The organism is Pseudomonas sp. TWP3-2 (assembly GCF_049897765.1).
GTDB lineage: Bacteria > Pseudomonadota > Gammaproteobacteria > Pseudomonadales > Pseudomonadaceae > Aquipseudomonas.
In genome coordinates this window covers 313,857-331,594 of record NZ_JAFCWW010000004.1, presented here as the reverse complement: position 1 = coordinate 331,594, position 17,738 = coordinate 313,857, and the positions used below count along the sequence as shown (strand labels likewise).

The following is a 17,738-nucleotide window of genomic DNA, read 5'->3' as shown; positions in this document are numbered from 1 at the left end:
CGATCAGGAGACGTACATGCGCTTTTCAGCCTTGACCCAACGTATTGCCGGGGAGGGTGCAGCGGCCTGGCGGATTCATGACCGGGCGCTGGAGTTACGTGCACAAGGTATCGATGTGTTGCTGCTGTCGGTGGGCGATCCGGATTTCGATACGCCGTTGCCGATCATTCACGGCGCCATCGATAGTCTGTTGGCTGGCGACACGCATTATTCCGAAGTACGCGGCCGGGTTGAGCTGCGCACGCGCATCGCCGAGCGCCATCAGCGGCGCAGCGGTCAGGTCGTCGATGCCGAGCATGTGATCGTGCTGCCGGGCGCGCAATGCGCGGTGTATTCGGTGGCGCAATGTTTGCTCGATCCGGGTGATGAAGTGATTGTCGCCGAGCCGATGTATGTCACCTATGAAGGCGTGTTCGGCGCGTGCGGGGCAAGCGTGATTCCGGTGCCGGTGCGCCCGGAAAACGGTTTTCGCGTGGATCCGGCGGATGTTGCGGCGCGTATCACATCCAAGACTCGGGCGATGTTGCTCAATAGTCCGAACAATCCCTCCGGCGCGAGTTTGTCGCTGTTGATCTGGCAGGAACTGGCTGCGCTGTGCATTCGCCATGACCTGTGGCTGATCAGCGACGAGGTTTACAGCGACCTCCTCTATGAAGGCGAACACGTCAGCCCGGCGAGTTTGCCGGGCATGGCCGAGCGTACTGCGACTATCAATAGTCTGTCGAAATCCCATGCGATGACCGGGTGGCGCATCGGCTGGGTGATTGGGCCGAAAACCCTGGCCGAACATTTGGTAAACCTGTCACTGAGTATGTTGTTCGGGCTGCCGGATTTTGTGCAAAAAGCCGCGCAGGTGGCGTTCGAAAAAGATCTTCCGGAAGTGACGCAGATGCGCGAGGAATATCGGCTGCGTCGGGATCTGGTGTGCGAGCGCTTGCGCGGCTGTCCGGGGTTGTACCCGATCCAGCCCGATGGCGGCATGTTCGTGATGGTCGATGTGCGCGAAACCGGGCTTGGAGCGCAGGATTTTGCGGAGCGCTTGCTGGAGGGGTATGGGGTTTCGGTGTTGGCGGGGGAAGCGTTCGGGCCGAGTGCGGCGGGGCATATTCGCATCGGGCTGGTGGTGGATCGGGTGAAGCTGGCGGATGCCTGTGCGCGGATAGCGCTGTGTGCGGCGCAGTTGCTCCAGGTTCGGAGTGCTTGATGTTTTTGTGGTGACAGTGCTGGCGCCATCGCTGGCAAGCCAGCTCCCACAGTTTCCTTGGTGTCCATATGATTTGTGAACAACACAAATCCCTGTGGGAGCTGGCTTGCCAGCGATGAGGCCAGAACAGACACCGCGAATCTCAGCCCTGCCAAGCCGCCGGATTCACCAGATTCGCAGGCTTCTCCCCACTCAACGCCGCCAACAGATTTTCCACCGCACAACGCGCCATCGCTTCACGCGTCTCGTGCGTCGCCGAACCCATATGCGGCGTCGCCACCACGTTATCCAACTGCAACAACGACGAATCCTGATTCAACGGTTCGCGCTCGAACACATCCAGCCCGGCCCCGCGAATCCGCCCATTACTCAGTGCGTCAATCAACGCCGCCTCATCGACAACCTTGCCGCGCGAGATGTTGATGAAGATGCTTTCCGGACGCATCAACGCAAACTGCTCCGCGCCAATCAAACCTTCAGTCTGCGCAGTCAGCGGCAAGGTCAGACAAACGAAATCTGCCTGCTGCAACAAATCTTCAAGACTGCGGTATTGCGCATCGAAACGCTCCTCAACCGCCGGTTTACGCGACTGACTGTGATAAATCACCGGCATGCCAAAGCCGAAATGCCCACGCTGCGCCAGCGCTTCGCCAATCCGCCCCATACCGATAATGCCCAGCGTCTTGCCATGCACATCGGTGCCGAAGTGCGCCGGGCCGATGTTGCGTTGCCACTGACCGTTGCGCACCATGTTCGCCAGTTCTACCACACGCCGGGCGCTGGCCAGAATCAGCGCGAAACCGGTGTCGGCAGTGGTTTCGGTGAGCACGTCCGGGGTGTTGCTCAGGGCGATTTTGCGCCGGGTCAGGTAGTCGATGTCGTAGTTGTCGACGCCCACCGAGACGCTGGCAATCGCTTCCAGCCTGGGCGCCAGATCAAGCAACGCTGCATCCAGTTTCAGACTCGCGCCGAGCAGACCGTGGGCGCCGGGCAGGGCATCACGCAGCTTCATCAGGCCATCGGCGTCGAGGCTTTCGATCAGCGTCACGTCGAACTGTTCTTGCAGCCGCGCCATCAGCGCCGGCGACAGTTTTTTGTACAACACAACCTGCTTGTTCATCGCGGGCACCTCTCTATAAATTCAGGAATGGGCCGGCAGCGGACGTGGCGCAACCGGCTTGGCAACTACCCGGTCACTGGCGCCGGGCTTGAGGAAAATCGTCAGCACCACGGCAAACATCAGCGCGCCGCTCATCAGCAAATACGAAGCGCCGGGCGAACCCGTGGAGCTGTTCAGATAGCCGACCAGATACGAGCCGCCGAACGAACCCAGCGCGCCCATGCTGTTGATCAGCGCCATGGCGCCGCCGGCGACATTGGCCGGCAGAATCTCCGGGACGATCGCAAAGAACGGCCCGTAAGGCGCGTACATGCAGGCGCCGGCGATCACCAGCAGCGTGTACGACCACCAGAAATGTTCTGCGCCCAACGCGTAGGAGCCGTAGAACGCCACCGAGGCGATCAGCAGCGGCGGCCAGACGAAGCGTTTGCGCTTCTGCAATTTGTCCGAACCCCACGACACCAGCAGCATTCCGATCACCGCCGCCAGATACGGCAACGCCGACAGCCAACCGGCCTCGATCATGTCCATTTGCGCGCCGGCCTTGAGGATCGATGGCAGCCACAACACGAAACCGTAAACGCCGATGCTCCAGCAAAAGAACTGCAACGCCAGAATGATCACCTTCGGCGAACGGAACGCCTCGGCGTAGTTCTTCACCGCTTTGATCCCGACCTGTTCAGCGGCCAAAGCACTTTCCAGATCATGCTTTTCCTCAGCGCTGAGCCACTTGGCCTCGGCCGGACGATCATCGGCCAGTTTCCACCAGATGAATGCCCAGAGCACCGCCGGCAAGCCTTCGATGATGAACATCCAGCGCCACGAGTAATGCTGCACCAGATAACCCGAGACCACCGACATCCACAGCATGGTCACCGGATTACCGAGGATCAGAAAGGTGTTGGCGCGTGAGCGTTCGGCGCGGGTGAACCAGTGGCACAGATAGACCAGCATCGCCGGCATCACGGCGGCTTCGACCACGCCGAGCATGAAGCGAATGACGATCAGCCAATACGCGTTGGAAACCACGCCGGTCAGGGTGGCGAGGCCGCCCCAGAGGATCAGGCTGACGAAGATCAGCTTCTTCACGCTGTGCTTTTGCGCGTAGATCGCCCCGGGCACCTGGAAGAAGAAGTAACCGAGGAAGAACAGTGCGCCGAGCAGCGATGACAGGCCCGGGGTGATCATCAGGTCTTCGGCCATGCCGGAGGCGGCGGCGAAACCGTAGTTGGCGCGATCCAGATACGCCAGGCTGTAGGTGATGAACACAATGGGCATGATGTACCACCAGCGGCGGGCGGCGAGGGTTGCGGTTTTCATGGTGTTGCTCCTGAGCTTGTTGTTTTTGTCGCAGCAGGTTCAAAAAAACTGTTGTCTGTCAGGGCCTCATCGCTGGCAAGCCAGCTCCCACAGGTATTTCAGCTGTTTCAAAGATTGAGGGAACACCAGCAACCCCTGTGGGAGCTGCGGTGCGACGATTCGACTTGCCAGCGATGGCGGCCTCAAATTCACGGCACATTTCAGATCGAGTCGGCAAACCCTCCATATCCCCCCGACTCTGCACCGCCCGACTGCCAATCCAGTTCGCACGCTTCACGGCCTCGGCAAAACTCTGATGTTCAAGCAACGCACTGATCATCCCGACCGCAAACCCGTCACCGGCACCCACCGTATCGACCACCTTCGCCACCGGCACCCCGGCAACAAAACCCTGATCGAGCTGCGTACGGTAATACGCGCCTTGTGGCCCGAGCTTGATCGCCACAGCTTCGGCGCCTTGATCCAGATAAAACGCGGCAATGTCGGCTGGATCATCAAACCCGGTGAGCAAACGGCCTTCGCTCAACCCCGGCAAAACCCAGTGGGCGAGGGCGGCGAGGCGGTTGATCTCGCTGATCATCTCGCGCTCTCTGGCCCATAGACTCGGACGCAGATTCGGGTCGAAAGAAACGCTGCGCCCGGCATTGCGCATGCGCGTCATCAGCTCCAAAGACATTTCCCGCGCCGAAGCCGACAGCGCGGGCGGAATACCAGTGGCATGCAAATGCCGAGCACCGAGCAATGTCGGCGTAATCGATTGCGGCGATAGATGACTGGCCGCCGAGCCACGGCGGAAATACTCGACCTGCGGATCGCTGCCATCGTCACTGCGCGACTTGAGCTGAAACCCGGTGGGGTGTGCCTCGTCGACTTCGACATGGCTGCAATCCAGACCTTCGCGCGCGAGCGTTTCGACCACGAATCGCCCAAGCGAATCAGCGCCAACCCGGCTCAACCACGCAACCTTGAAGCCCAGCCGCGAAAGTCCGATGGCGACGTTGCTGTCGGCCCCGGCAATCCTTTTGTGAAACTCGCCGACCGCCGCCAGATCACCGCTCTGTTCGGCGACAAACATGGCCATGGTTTCGCCGAACGACAGAATATCGATCTCAGACATGAGCAGGCTCCAGACGGGATTGGCCGAGGCGGGCGAGGGCGGCGACGTGTTCGCTGGTCAGTTGCACCAGGTCATCGCCCTGCAATGGATATTCGGCGGCGCGCATGACGCCTTGGTCCATGTGCCGCAGCAGTTGTTCCCACAGATGCAGGTCAGTGGCGGCCGGCGGCACCGCCACCAGTTTGCCGTCGGCGCGGCGGTTCACGGCTTTGCAGTGCACATAGCCGACGTGGCGGCCGAGCAGCCGCGCGGCACTGGCGGCGGACTGGTCTTGCCACTGCCAGTTGCCGATGTCGAAAGTCATCTTGACCGGCAAATTGTGTTGCTCGACAGCGGCGAAGAAACGCTGAAACGGTTCAATACGTCCGCCGTGCAGGGTCTGGTCGTTTTCCACCAAAAGCTGCACCGGACTTTGCTGGATGATTTGCGCGAGGGTTTGCAGATCGCAGTTGTCGGTGAAAAATCCCAGCGAGACTTTCAGCCACTTCGAGCCGAACGCCTCGGCGTTTTGCAGCGCGGTGATCAACTCGGGATTGGGCCGCGCCTGACCGGCCAGCCACAATTCGCTGGGCGAGGAATAGATGCTTTGCAGGCCTTGCGCTTGAGCAGCAGCGGCCAATTGCCCGGACACTTCGTTGGTGAGCAACTCTTCGCGCCACTCGATGCGATTGGCGCCAGCGGCGGCCAGTACCTCGATGAATGAGCCTTGGCCGCGAAGGCGCACAAGCTCGGCACCGTAGCTGGACAGGCTGATGGAAACGGCAGGTTTATTCATTGTTATTGACCTCTGAAACCGGTTTCATTTTTATGCAAAAAAATATCAGGTGTTTCTGTGTTGTCCTTTACGGCCTCATCGCTGGCAAGCCAGCTCCCACAGTGTCCGGGTCGTACACAAAGGCTTGGTACATCTCTGAACCTGTGGGAGCTGCGGTGCGACGATTCGACTTGCCAGCGATAGCGTCAGATCAGACACCGCCAACTTCACGGGTCGACCCACGCTCAACCAGCACCGGCGCAAAATCCAATGTCCGAACCGCCTCAGTATCGCCACGCAAGCGCTTGAGCAAACACTCAAACGCCCGCGCACCAATCTCGGCCGTTGGCTGGGCCAACGCAGTAATCCCGCTCCCTACCAACGGGTACCAATCCAGATCATCCAGTGCGATCAACCCGACATCCTCAAACAACCGGGCGCCGATCTCCCTCAAGGCCAGCGTACAGGCAAGCGCCGCCACGCCGTTTGCGCAGAACAGCGCTTTCGGTTTGTCGCCAGATGCGTTTAAAAAGGTGTGAATTTCTGTAGGAAGCTGCGGCCCGGTTTCCAGCACCGCGCCGCTCAAGCCTGGCCTCTGTGCAATCTGCTGTTGAAAACTCGCAACCCGCTCGATGCGCGAACTGGTGCCGTCAAATGGTTCGCTGATCAGCAAGATCTCCCGATAGCCACGCAACTCAAGATGATCCAGCGCCATCTCAATGGCCTGCGGGTTGTTCAATCCGACCATATCGCTGTCCAGCCCATCGACCTTGCGGTCCACCAACACCAACGGCATCTCGCGCTGCAACTCATGCAGCTCATTCCGGTGATGGCCGAGGGTGTTCACGATCAGCCCCTCGATGTTGTAGGAGCGCAGCAGCGCAAGGTGCTGACGTTCCTGCTCGTCATCGCGGTCGGTGTTGCACACCACCAGGCTGTAGCCATGCGCACGGCAAGCGGTTTCCACCCCGTGCATCACGGCAATCGAATAAGGGTTACGGATATCGGCCACCAGCATGCCGATCAGTCGGGTGCGGCCGCGTTTCAGGCCACGGGCCATCTGATTCGGGCTGTAGCCGAGTGCGGCAATGGATTGCTCGATGCGCTGGGCAATGGCATCGGAAAGCATGGCGCGATCATCACCGATGAAGCGCGAGACGCTGGCCTTGGACACGCCGGCGTGTTCGGCGACGTCGAGCATGGTGACGCGGCTGCGCTGGGCGGCGGAGAAATCGTTCACGGTTGAGTCTTCTTATTGTCTGAAACCGGTTTCAGGAGACACCAATGTCTCCGCTTGCGTCAAGTGAAGATGCGTTCACTGTCGAGGAATCTGACCCGCGAATCCGACAGACGGTAGTAAAACCTGTCAGATCTGACAGTAGGAAATATCCGCGTTGAAGCGCCTAATTTCTTTCACCAAACACGAATTGAGTAACGGAATTTCCGCAAACTTTCGTATGAGCCGGTGGAGTAAAAATGACTTCGATGCCATTCACTCAAGCCTCCAGAACACCCATAGGCGTATTGGCACTGCTGCCACTTTCCGTTGAGGGGATCGACGATAGCGATCTGGAAGGTCATGTTCCTCGCGAGATTCTGCGAAACGGAACTCGAATTGTTATTCCGTATTGGTTGCTACCGGAACCCAACGACAACCTGTGGGTGATCTTGAGTCAAAACGGTGTAGAACAAAGACTTTATGACGTTGTTTATCCGACGCCCCTGACTGATCCTTTTCTGTATTTCGATTTGACGCCTCGACACTTGGCCACCGACGGCATCGTATTTCTCTATTACGAAGTCTGGAAAGGCTCCGGCGGAAATGACGATTTCTCGCCGAAACGGCAGCTTACCATCGATCACTCACCGCTTATAAAACTGCGGTTACCCTGGTTTCCTCATGCGACGCTTTGGGGGTATTTGAATAACAACACCAAACCTCCTTTGACCAGCGGCGCGACCGTCAGAATTCCGGATTTCAGTAACGTCGCTGTTTCCGGTGATGTCGCAAAAGTTACATGGCGAGGATATTCGTCCCTGAACGGCAGTGGGGCGGAGGTGGCCGGTACTTATGGCGTTTGGGATAAAACGCTCTCTGCAAACGAGATAGCCAATGGGTTCGACCATATTGTGCCGTATCCGAAACACATATTTCCGCTGTTCGATAACGATTCCGCAACTGTTGTTTGTCAATTATTGCGAGGTGGTCGGCTTATTGCCGAATCAGAAGGATCATTCGTGAAGATCGATCAGGTAACGCCTGGTCAAAGTAGCCCGTCCGGGTTCAATGAAGGAGTAATGCAAATGACTGCTCAACAGCAAGTAACGTTTAAAGCAAGAGCTAATCCGCCAACAGTGGGTGCAAGCGTGAATGGTATTTATGCGACGGCGATTACGGTGGATACGATCGCAGATGATTATATTCCAAAGAGTCAGCTGGATACTGGAAAGGTCATCATCAAACTCGCTGCGTTCTCCCAACCATTGCCGGATGATGACTATGATGTCTGGGCCGGCGCCAACGGGCAGCCACTCAAAAAAATATTTTACGGAGTATTGGGGCCGATTTCCGATCGTACCGACCCTATGTTGATTGAAATACCCAAGGCGCTTCTACCGGATTTGCCTCAACCCGCGACTCCAACCACTTACGAAGTGCAAGTACTGGTTTACAAGGACGGGGCGGGCACCGATGACCCATCGAATGTTGTAACAGTCGTCATTGACGAAAACCCACCTTTCGGGCTCAAGTACCCCTCCAAACGACTGACCGCGCCAACGCCTGACGCTCAGTTCACCAATGCACCGATTGATGCGCAACGACTCGTCAACGAAACCTGGATGCAGGATGCGGCAAACACGAACCTGCAACTGGTTTTCGGCGTTGGGTATCCGAATCGTCGACTTGATGACAAGCTGGAACTCCATCTGGTTTCGGGCGTGGCTCCGAACATTGTGGATACCGTGGTATTTGATGCTGTCGTTCCGGCCTCAGGCGCTATCCAGGTACCCAGTACAGAACTGCGCAAACACAAGAACGGGCGGGTGATGGGTCACTTCTTCTGGACAGACCATGTGGGGAACAAAAGCGCCAGTTCCGCCCCCGCGGCCTTGTTGACACTTGGGCTCGCGCTGGATCCGGTTTTACGCGAAGCCCCGTTGGTGCCCGCAACTGATCCCAATGAAACCACCACGATCTACCTGGATAACTTCCTCAAGGCTGACGGCTCTGAAGAGCCTATTTCCTCGATCGTTAGACGGGCGTTCATCGATAATCTGGAACCGGGCGACCAAGTTCAGGTGAACGTAGAAGATGCTTTGGACCCTACAAACTTCCAGATGCTGGGCCCGATGCCCATCACGAATGCGGACGTAACGTTTCCCTTGTCCTATACAGGACTCTTCGCCGATCTTTTCGGTGCGTACAAAGATGCCGCGGAATTCAAGATCTGGGCTGAGGTTGTTCGTGGCACCAATACGTTCGCTTCTCCGGAGCGGTTCTTCTGGGTGAATCTTTATCCCGCAGGGGGGCTGTACCCGGAGTTACCTGGAGTGGTCAACCCGGCTTTTGCCTTGCCAGTCACTACTGGTGCTTCCAATACAGCTAACGACTTGCAACCGGGGGATCGTGATAAACCGGGGAAAATTGAAGTGACGTTGGCACTTGCTGATCCACCGCTGAGCTCGACTGAAACCGCCAAGTTCTACCTGGATGGCAAGTATGTCGATGAAGTTTCACCGTTCAGTGACATGACAACGTTCAGCGTTACTGTCCCGGCAATCACTATTGGCGGCCTGCCAACGCCAAGCGTAAAAGCCCACTGGACACGCCAGAAAACCGGTATTGATAAAAACGTCATCAGTTCTCCGCCACAAGATGTAGCGGTCAGTGGCAAGAAAATCGATTTGCTGCAACCAACCATCCGGATCCGTAATCCGTTAAAAGACCAGTGTGACTGTTTCGCAATGAACAATGCGGTCACTAACTGGACGTTGGCACTTGGCATTCCCAAGGATGCCGTCAATCTGCCGGTCAACACGGTTATTACTGTACATATGGAAGCACATAGCAATGCGACGGCAACGGCCTTGATCCCTGGCACGGCAGACTCCCAGCCGTATACGATACTGGCTGCTGGCACTCCAGATGTTGCAAGCGTTGGTACTGCTGCAATCTTCAAACTTGCACAACCCAAACACAATGCGGTTGCCTGGATCAAGTTGTGGTACACCGCAAACATCGGCGGGGTTCAAACGTCGATTGAGCTCATCAAAAAACTCGACACTATTACTTCGAGCGGAGATTACTGCGACCGAACTGCTGTGCCGGCAACGTGATGGTTGAATCTTGAGGGAAGTTATCGCGGGAGAGATTCCCCTCTTCCGCGATATTGATTGTTTTCTGAAGATCAAGGGTCAGGTTTCCTTCTCCGTTTGCAGATAAGTCCTACTGAGTTGAGGATTATTCCTACATCTTGCAAGTAGATTGCTGATTAGTATGTCGGACGTTTTTTGTGGCGCTTTCCTGGCTGTTTGTCAGAAAAGTCGCTTTTAAATTTGTTCGCGGTTCGGAGTATTCATGCCAATACCTTTTCGCTTGAACCCATTTGTAGCTAACAGCTGTTTGTTTGCGGCAATTATTCTCGTTTCATCTAATGTGCAGGCCAGAATACTGAATCCCGGAGAAAGTGAGACGGTCACCAATCCTCCGGCGCCCGAAGAATGGACGGTCTCCCAGGGTGGAACCCTGACGATCACTAACGCAAACGCCCTTTCTATTACTTCGCAAGCGGCCAACGTTGTTTTCAATGGTGGTCAAAGCCAGCGGATCGAAGCACGTGATGCTTCCCGGCTGAGTTTGTCAGGCGCAGCGGTTAACAGCTCGACCGGCAGGGGGGCGTTGTCCCTTAGTGACAGCTCTGCCACGATTGATAACAGTACCCTTACCAGCACCAATAGTTTCGGGCTTATCCTGGGACGTAATATCAATACTCCAGCATCGTCCTCTGCAACCGTCACAGGCAATAGCGTCATCACCGGTGTTCCTGGCGGTGCGAACGTTGTGGGTTTCGCTGTACTGAATCTCACGGACTCGACAGTCGTCGGCACAGGCGCCACCAGTTACGGCGTGCAATTGGGCGGTGCTACGCTGTCCGCCACGGGCAGCACGATTACTGGCGGACAGGACGGTCTGCAAATCGTGACGGACAACACCGGCGTCAACGCCAGCAACGTGATGCTGAATAACACCCGCGTCACCGGCGGAACCGGATCGGCCATCATTCTTGGCTCCTCCGGGAATGCCGGGACTGTGGCCACCATTAATGTCAGTGGCAGTTCCGAACTGGTCGGCGGCAATGGCTCGGTGTTGCAAGCGATCAACCGTTCCACCGCCAACTTCAATGTCGATGCCAGCACCTTGACCGGCGATGTGATTGCCGAGACCGGTAGCACCGTTGCATTGTTGATGCAGAACGCTGCCACCCTCAACGGCAACCTGCAAAACGTCACCCAGTCCAGATTCGACACCGGCAGCACCTTGAACGGCGACGTACAAGCGGTCGCGGGTACCGCAACCGCAGTCAGCCTGGACAACAGATCGGCCATCAATGGCAACGTCGACAATGTCGCCAACCTTTCCCTGAACAATGGCAGCATGCTCAACGGTAACGTCAACAGCGACATCAATGGCGCTGTTGTGCTGGACAATGGTTCTGCCATCAACGGTAACGCCGACAATGTCGCGAGCCTATCGCTGAACAATGCCAGCACACTGACCGGTAACATTAACAGCGCCACTAATGGCATCGTGATGCTGGACAACAACTCGGTACTCACCGGGCAGATCAACAATTCCGGCAATATCAGCATCAACAGCGGGTCGCAGTGGAACTTGACGGACGACAGCACCGTGCGCAGCCTTGCACTGAACGACGGTGTTGTGCGATTGAGCTCAGATGGACCATTTCGGCAACTGACTGTCGGCGAACTCTCGGGTACCGGCTCCATTCATATGCGTTCCGACTTTGGGAATCTGAGCACTGATTTCCTCAACGTGACGGAGCGTGCGAGCGGCCAATTCCAGTTGCAGATAGCCGCTACTGGCACCACGCCCGTCACCGCAGAACCGCTCAAGGTCGGCAACATCGCGTCCGGTGATGCGAGCTTCAAGCTAGGCGGGAAGGAAACAGTGGATGCCGGAACGTTCGTCTATCGGCTGAAGCAGGAAGGGCAGGGCCTGTACCTCAACCCGGACAAGGAAACCGTCAGTACCTCGACCAATACCGCCCTGGCCCTGGCTGGCAGTGCACGCAGTGTGTTGAATGCGGAAATGAACATGCTCAATACGCAGATTGGTGATCGTGGCCTCAGTGTCCGACCCGATGCTTCGCTACGTGCTGCCAGTGACAGCGACACAAGCAAGTTGAGCAACAGCGTCTGGGTGCGTACCTATGGCAATCAATATAACGTCAAGAATGCCTATGGCGACGGCTACACCCAGAACCAGACCGGGATCACCGGTGGTGCCGATACGACTGTGGTGTTCGGCGGTCGAGATGTTGTAGTCGGCGGATTCGTCGGCACAAGCCGCACGGACATGGATCTCAAGTTCGGTTCCAAAGCGACGGTCGACAGCGTGAACGCTGGCGTTTACGGAAGCACGTTCGATCAGGAAACTGGCGTCTTCGTCAACGCAATGATCAAGATCAATCAGTTCGACAACAAGGCCAAGGTCACCATGAGTGACGGCACGCGGGCCAAGGGTGATTACAAAGCTTTGGGCGCGAGCGGTTCGTTGGCAGTGGGTAAACACATTCGCTTCGAAAACGACTGGTTTGTCGAGCCTCAACTCGGTGTGTCAACGGGTGTGACTCAAAGCGATAGTTATCAGCTGGACAATGGCCTCGAAGTCAAGGCTGACACCATGCGTTCGGTGCAGGGCAACGTCGGCGTCCGAGGGGGGCGTCTAATTAGCTTGGTAAGCGGTGGCGAGCTGGAGCCTAGTGTGTCATTGGGGGCTAATCATGAGTTTGTAAAAGCTAACCGGGTCAAGATCAACGATGACAGTTTTGATGATGATCGTGCCAGCAACTCGGTTGATTACCGAGCAGGGTTAAAGTGGACGGCCGCTCAGCGCACCTGGCAAGTCGCAGGTGAAGCCGGGGGCAGTCAAGGCAATACGGTCTCCCAAGACTGGAACGTCAGCTTGAGAGTGAGTCGCTTCTTCTGATCAAGTGACATAACTGCCCCAGCAATGCTGGGGCATTTTTTTGTCTCGGGATAATCTACGGCGCAACGGTCAGCCAAATAATCCAGCAGCAATATTGATCGAGAACCCCAGAATCGCCGTATTGAACACAAACCCGATCAACGACTGCGCCAAAACGATCTTGCGCATGTCCCGCGTGGCCACACCGACATCCGCCGTCTGCACGGCCACGCCGATGGTGAACGAGAAGTACAGAAAGTCCCAGTAATTGGGCGTGGTCAGTCCTTCAGCGAAACGCAACGCTGGCTCCTTGCCGTTCCAGGTGTAAAAAAGCCGCGCGTAGTGCACACAGAAAATCACCCCGATCAGCAGCCATGAGCCGATCACTGTCAGCGCAGTGAAGCCGTAGTGCAGCAGTTTTTGCGTGGTATCCAGATTCTTGCTGCCGGCCAGTTCGAAAGCGATGGTAGCCAGGCTGGCGAGCGCTGCAATGCATACTACGAACAACACCAGCCCGGCGTTTTCGTCCTCGACTTCGGCGATGCGTTTGACGTCCGGCGCCTTGGCGCGGCCGGCGAGCCAGAGCATCAGGATCAGGTAGGTCCAGACCCCGGCGTTCCAGCCGATGAGAATTTTGCTGATGATGGATTCGGCGGGAGCCAGCAGGCCGACGGCGACGCCGAGCAGGGCGGCGGCAGAGAGGCGAGGATGGGTGAGGGCGAAGAAGCGCATGGAGGGCTCTGTGGTGACGGCGTCGAGCGAACCATAGCATGGGTGTCGAGTTTGGCAGGCGTTGGGCTGCTGAACAAAAAACCTTGAGGCTTTGTCAGCATGGACGGAAGCTCAAGGTTTTTTGTTACAGCAGGGCGGACTCATGAGTCCGTCAGTTTTGGATCTGAAGCTTGCCATTGAAAACCGTCACGGTTTTCGGAACCGCGTCTGCGTTCTGGCCAAGGAATCCGAACATGGCTTCTATTTGCCCCTTGTCCGAACCGGTAGCCGGAAAACCGAGAAAGGTAACGGAGCCTTGGATCGCCTGGTAAAACGGATCCACGCCAACTGCAAGTCTTTCCACGAATACTGCACTGACCAGATGGGAGTCGGCCTTGAAGTCGTAGACGGTATTCAAACTGGCGGTTTGTGCCACGTTTAAAACAATGCTCAGACTCCGTCTCGGACGGCCATCAATCCACCATTCCCCCCGAGCAGTCCAGGCCTGTTGCTTGAAGGATGAATCGAACTGCGCAGTGAGCTGTACTGTTTCCGCTGAATAGCTATCTTTCACCGGCGGTTCCAGTCCATCGACATCAGCAGTCAGAGTGCCTGCGGATGTTGTAAGTGCGGCAGTCATAGGTTGACGCTCCCTTGGTCGTTCGGCGCGAGATCCAGCTCTCCGGCAACCGTAACCTGGTCTTTGCCATTCGGTGCTACGGCAGTGAAGTGGAACTTTGCCGTGGCTGTATCTGTGGCGGCGTTGACACTGACAGTAACGGTACCGCTATTCGCGTAATAGGGAGACTCGCTACTGCCGGATGTACTTTTCCACCACGTGGCTGAAACCTCGGGACTGGTGGCGAAATCGAAGGTCTGGTTGGGGATGTCACCGCCGTCAACGAAGTTGAAGGCGATGTTTCTTCGCTCGTTCGGCCAAGCTGACAAAGAAGCCCACCCCTGCAAGGAGCGCCCCCCTACCACGGAATAAAACATTTCTTCTGCGTCAAACTTCTGAAGTTCGGGATCGGTTGTCGTGGCTTTCAAAAAGCCACTTGCATTGCCCCTTACATTTGTCATGAGTAGCTCCTGCTTAATTAGTCTGATGTGACAGGAGCCAGCCTAAAGGCTAAAGGCGATCAGCGAACCTGCCAAAGTTGACAGGTATAACCACCAATTTTTTTATGACGAATGTTCATTCTTGCCAGAATATTTACGCACCAGCTTCATGACTACGACAAAGAACACCGGCACAAAAATCACCGCCAGCGTCGCCGTAATCATCCCGCCAATTACCCCGGTGCCAATCGCCTGCTGGCTCGCCGAACTCGCGCCCGTGGCAATCGCCAGCGGCACCACTCCGAGAATGAAGGCCAGCGAAGTCATGACGATCGGTCGCAAGCGCAGGCGTGCTGCTTGCAGCGTGGCATCAATCAGGTCGTGACCTTCGTCATACAGACTCTTGGCGAACTCGATGATCAGAATCGCGTTCTTCGCCGACAGACCGATGATCGTAATCAAGCCAACTTTGAAGAACACATCGTTGGGCATCCCGCGCAACGACACCGCCAGCACAGCACCGAGCACGCCCAGCGGCACCACCAGCAATACCGACGTCGGAATCGACCAGCTCTCGTACAGCGCCGCCAGACACAGGAACACGATCAGCAGCGACAGACCGAGCAAGATCGGCGCCTGGCTGCCGGACAAGCGTTCCTGCAACGACAATCCGGTCCATTCCTGGCCCAGACCTTTCGGGCCTTGTGCGACGAGTCGTTCGATTTCCGCCATCGCTTCGCCGGTGCTGTGACCGGGTTTCGGCTCACCGGAAATCGAGATCGCCGGGTAGCCGTTGTAGCGGGTCAACTGTGCCGGGCCTTGGGTCCATGTGGCTCTGACGAATGCCGACAGCGGCACCATTTTTCCGGCATCGTTGCGCACATGCATTTTCAGTAAGTCATCGACCTGACTGCGGCGGTCGCCTTCGGCTTGCACCACAACGCGTTGCATACGCCCCTGATTGGGGAAGTCGTTGACGTACGATGAACCGACTGCGGTGGACAGCACGTTACCGACGTCAGCAAACGAGACGCCTAGGGCATTAGCCTGCTTGCGATCCACCTCAAGCTGCACTTGCGGCGCTTCGGCCAGCGCACTTTCGCGCACGTTCATCAGTACCGGGCTTTTTTCGGCGGCGGCCAGCAGTTCGGTGCGTGCCTGCATCAATGTCGCGTGGCCAAGACCGCCGCGATCCTGCAAGCGGAATTCGAAACCGCTGGAGGTGCCGAGACCGTCAACTGGCGGCGGCAATACCGAGAACGCCATGGCGTCCTTGATCTGGCTCAGAGCAATGTTGGCGCGATCCGCAATCGAACTCGCCGAATCATCGCTGCCACGCTCCGACCAATCCTTCAAAGTACTGAATGCCAGCGCCGCGTTCTGGCCGCTGCCGGAGAAGCTGAAGCCAAGAATCACCACGCTGTCGCTGATGCCCGGCTCGCCACTATTGTGCGCTTCGAGCTGCTCGGCCACTTGCACGGTGCGATTCTTGGTCGCGCCCGGTGGCAGCTGGATATCGGTGATGGTGTAACCCTGATCTTCGACCGGCAGGAAAGAGGAGGGCAGGCGCGCGAAGCACAGGCCCAAGCCAATCAACAGCACGCCGTAAATCAGCAGGTAACGCCCGGTGCGTTTCAACGCATAGCCGACCCAGCTCTGGTAGCGGTCAGTCAGTTGCTCGAAGCGGCGGTTGAACCAGCCGAAGAAGCCGGTTTTTTCATGGTGTTCGCCCTTGGCCAGTGGCTTGAGCAACGTTGCGCACAAAGCCGGGGTCAAGGTCAGCGCGAGGAACGCCGAAAACAGGATCGAGGTGGCCATCGACAGCGAGAACTGCCGGTAAATCACCCCGACCGAACCCTGCATGAACGCCATCGGAATGAATACAGCCACCAGCACCAGGGTGATGCCGATAATCGCGCCGGTAATCTGCTGCATGGCTTTGCGCGTGGCTTCTTTCGGTGACAGGCCTTCGGTAGCCATGATCCGTTCGACGTTTTCCACCACCACGATGGCGTCGTCCACCAGAATGCCGATGGCCAGCACCATGCCGAACATGGTCAGCACGTTGATCGAGAACCCCAGCGCCAGCATCGTCGCAAAGGTGCCCATCAGCGCAACTGGCACCACCAGCGTCGGAATCAGCGTGTAACGGATGTTCTGCAAGAACAGGAACATCACCGCAAACACCAGCAGCATTGCCTCGCCAAGGGTGTAGACCACTTTGGTGATCGAGACTTTGACGAACGGCGAGGTGTCGTAGGGAATCTTGTATTCCACGCCCGCAGGGAAGTAGCGCGCCAGCTCATCCATCTTTGCCCGCACCAGTGTCGCAGTGCTCAGCGCGTTGGCGCCCGGCGACAATTGCACGCCGACGGCGGTGGACGGTTTGCCGTTCAGGCGAGTGCCGAACTGATATTCCTGACTGCCGATCTCGACCCGCGCCACATCCTTGATGCGCACGGTGGAACCGTCGGGATTGGCTTTGAGCACGATGTCGGCAAACTCATCCGGCGTCGATAGCTGGCCTTTGACCAGAATCGTCGCGGTGATTTCCTGAGTGTTCGGGTTCGGTAAGTCGCCAATGCTGCCGGCCGAGACTTGAGCGTTCTGCGCAACAATCGCGGCATTCACGTCGGCCGGGGTCAGATTGAAACCGATCAGCTTCTGCGGATCGATCCAGATACGCATCGCGCGTTCGGCGCCGTACAACTGGGCCTTGCCGACGCCGTCCAGACGTTTGATCTCGTTCATCACGTTGCGCGCGAGGTAATCGCTGAGCGCTACGTCGTCGAGTTTGCCATCGCTGGAGGTCAGGCTGATCAGCAGCAGGAAGCCGGCGGAAACTTTCTCCACCTGCAAGCCTTGCTGATTGACCGCTTGCGGCAGGCGCGACTCGACCACTTTGAGGCGGTTCTGCACGTCGACCTGGGCCATTTCCGGGTTGGTGCCCGGCTGGAAGGTCGCCTTGATGGTGGCGCTGCCAAGGCTGCTTTGCGATTCGAAATACAGCAGGTGGTCGGCACCGTTTAGCTCTTCCTCGATCAGGCTGACCACACTTTCGTCGACGGTCTGCGCCGAGGCGCCCGGATACACGGCGTAGATTTCGATCTGCGGCGGCGCGACGTCGGGGTACTGCGCCACCGGCAATTGCGGAATGGCCAGCGCACCGGACAACAGGATGAACAGTGCAACCACCCAGGCGAACACCGGGCGGTCGATAAAGAACTGCGGCATATAAAAGCG

Annotated in this window: 12 protein-coding genes; 3 read left to right on the top strand and 9 right to left on the bottom strand. The window is 57.3% G+C overall.

Features of this window, described 5'->3' with window-relative positions; all coding sequences use genetic code 11:
- Nucleotides 1-16 precede the first annotated feature (16 nt).
- On the top strand, nucleotides 17-1,204 hold the full coding sequence (locus ACP7EE_RS09055; RefSeq protein ID WP_426234276.1) for a pyridoxal phosphate-dependent aminotransferase: 1,188 nt from the start codon (nucleotides 17-19) through the stop codon (nucleotides 1,202-1,204).
- Between the two features lie 142 nt (nucleotides 1,205-1,346).
- Here the strand turns inward: ACP7EE_RS09055 and ACP7EE_RS09050 are convergent, their stop codons facing one another.
- The 5 genes from ACP7EE_RS09050 to ACP7EE_RS09030 all read right to left on the bottom strand — a co-directional run bounded on the left by ACP7EE_RS09050 (nucleotide 1,347) and on the right by ACP7EE_RS09030 (nucleotide 6,755).
- A complete protein-coding gene (locus ACP7EE_RS09050; RefSeq protein ID WP_426234275.1) occupies nucleotides 1,347-2,324 on the bottom strand; it encodes a 2-hydroxyacid dehydrogenase in 978 nt (325 codons plus the stop codon).
- 21 nt (nucleotides 2,325-2,345) lie between these two features.
- Nucleotides 2,346-3,644, bottom strand: coding sequence for an MFS transporter (locus tag ACP7EE_RS09045; RefSeq protein WP_426205906.1), 1,299 nt, complete (start codon nucleotides 3,642-3,644; stop codon nucleotides 2,346-2,348).
- Nucleotides 3,645-3,702: 58 nt separating this feature from the next.
- Nucleotides 3,703-4,761, bottom strand: coding sequence for a sugar kinase (locus ACP7EE_RS09040; protein WP_426234274.1), 1,059 nt, complete (start codon nucleotides 4,759-4,761; stop codon nucleotides 3,703-3,705).
- A complete protein-coding gene (locus ACP7EE_RS09035) occupies nucleotides 4,754-5,536 on the bottom strand; it encodes a TIM barrel protein (protein WP_426234273.1) in 783 nt (260 codons plus the stop codon). The genes ACP7EE_RS09040 and ACP7EE_RS09035 overlap by 8 nt, the downstream gene beginning before the upstream one ends.
- Before the next feature lie 190 nt (nucleotides 5,537-5,726).
- The gene (locus ACP7EE_RS09030) at nucleotides 5,727-6,755 is read right to left on the bottom strand and encodes a LacI family DNA-binding transcriptional regulator (protein WP_426234272.1); all 1,029 of its coding nucleotides are present in this window, start codon (nucleotides 6,753-6,755) and stop codon (nucleotides 5,727-5,729) included.
- Between the two features lie 236 nt (nucleotides 6,756-6,991).
- Here ACP7EE_RS09030 and ACP7EE_RS09025 point away from each other — a divergent pair, with 236 nt between their 5' ends.
- Together ACP7EE_RS09025 and ACP7EE_RS09020 are read left to right on the top strand one after the other, a co-directional pair.
- Complete coding sequence (locus ACP7EE_RS09025; RefSeq protein WP_426234271.1) at nucleotides 6,992-9,853, top strand: hypothetical protein; 2,862 nt, start codon at nucleotides 6,992-6,994, stop codon at nucleotides 9,851-9,853.
- Nucleotides 9,854-10,094: 241 nt separating this feature from the next.
- Complete coding sequence (locus ACP7EE_RS09020) at nucleotides 10,095-12,746, top strand: autotransporter outer membrane beta-barrel domain-containing protein (RefSeq protein ID WP_426234270.1); 2,652 nt, start codon at nucleotides 10,095-10,097, stop codon at nucleotides 12,744-12,746.
- A 69-nt stretch (nucleotides 12,747-12,815) separates the two neighbouring features.
- Here ACP7EE_RS09020 and ACP7EE_RS09015 read toward each other — a convergent pair whose 3' ends face one another.
- The 4 genes from ACP7EE_RS09015 to ACP7EE_RS09000 all read right to left on the bottom strand — a co-directional run bounded on the left by ACP7EE_RS09015 (nucleotide 12,816) and on the right by ACP7EE_RS09000 (nucleotide 17,729).
- Nucleotides 12,816-13,457, bottom strand: coding sequence for a DUF1345 domain-containing protein (locus ACP7EE_RS09015; protein ID WP_426205914.1), 642 nt, complete (start codon nucleotides 13,455-13,457; stop codon nucleotides 12,816-12,818).
- 151 nt (nucleotides 13,458-13,608) lie between these two features.
- A complete protein-coding gene (locus ACP7EE_RS09010) occupies nucleotides 13,609-14,076 on the bottom strand; it encodes a hypothetical protein (protein ID WP_426234269.1) in 468 nt (155 codons plus the stop codon).
- Nucleotides 14,073-14,516, bottom strand: coding sequence for a hypothetical protein (locus ACP7EE_RS09005; protein ID WP_426234268.1), 444 nt, complete (start codon nucleotides 14,514-14,516; stop codon nucleotides 14,073-14,075). Before ACP7EE_RS09005 ends, ACP7EE_RS09010 begins: the two co-directional genes overlap by 4 nt.
- A 102-nt stretch (nucleotides 14,517-14,618) precedes the next feature.
- Entirely contained in the window at nucleotides 14,619-17,729 is a 3,111-nt protein-coding gene (locus ACP7EE_RS09000) for a multidrug efflux RND transporter permease subunit (protein WP_426234267.1), read from the bottom strand.
- Nucleotides 17,730-17,738 lie beyond the last annotated feature (9 nt).